At 62.5% G+C, this 614-nt stretch carries 1 protein-coding gene; it reads left to right on the top strand.

Annotation, left to right across the window (positions count from 1 at the left end; translation table 11 throughout):
• On the top strand, nt 1-614 hold a 614-nt coding region (locus HU737_RS26080), incomplete at both ends, for a hypothetical protein (protein ID WP_217838552.1).

The raw sequence follows: 614 nt of genomic DNA, 5'->3' as shown, positions 1-614 counted from the left end.
ATCGCAGACCTGATTACCCTGATCGATGGCAATCAGGATGACGTCGTTACCTGGATCAGCTTTGGCATCAACGTCTTCGGCATCATGTCCTTCCCCGGCGTCGGCGCCGCCCGGGCGGCAATCCGCCCGACCCTGCACATGCTGCGCAGCCACAGCAAAGCCACCCTTGGCAATGCCTTGCTGACCGCGCTGGAAAGCAACCTCAACGCGCTCGCCCCCGGCGCCATTGAAGACTTTGCCACCGCGCTGCAACAGGGCCTTGCCAGCCTGCTGAGCCAGATCGCCGACAAGATCAAGCAAACCTGCCTCAGCTTCGCCAGCATGATCCGCTCGGTGGCGAGCCCGGAAGGCCAGCGCAAGATCGCGGAAACGGTCAAGAGCGGGAAAAAGTTCGTCGCCTCCACCGGCATTTTGGGCATGGCCATTTCCCTGCTGATCGACGACCCGCGCATGTCCGATGCGACCGTGCGCAAACTGCTGGAAGTGGCCGATACCGCGCAAACCATCGGCGCCAACGCCCACCGGAAAATCAACGCCCTGGCCGACCCGAGCAACACCCAGAGCATTGGCTACCTGGTCAGCATGCTGCTGACCGCCCTGGCCAATCGCAAAGG

This window comes from Pseudomonas urmiensis (genome assembly GCF_014268815.2).
GTDB classification, from domain to species: domain Bacteria; phylum Pseudomonadota; class Gammaproteobacteria; order Pseudomonadales; family Pseudomonadaceae; genus Aquipseudomonas; species Aquipseudomonas urmiensis.
This window is presented reverse-complemented; position numbering and strand designations above follow the sequence as displayed.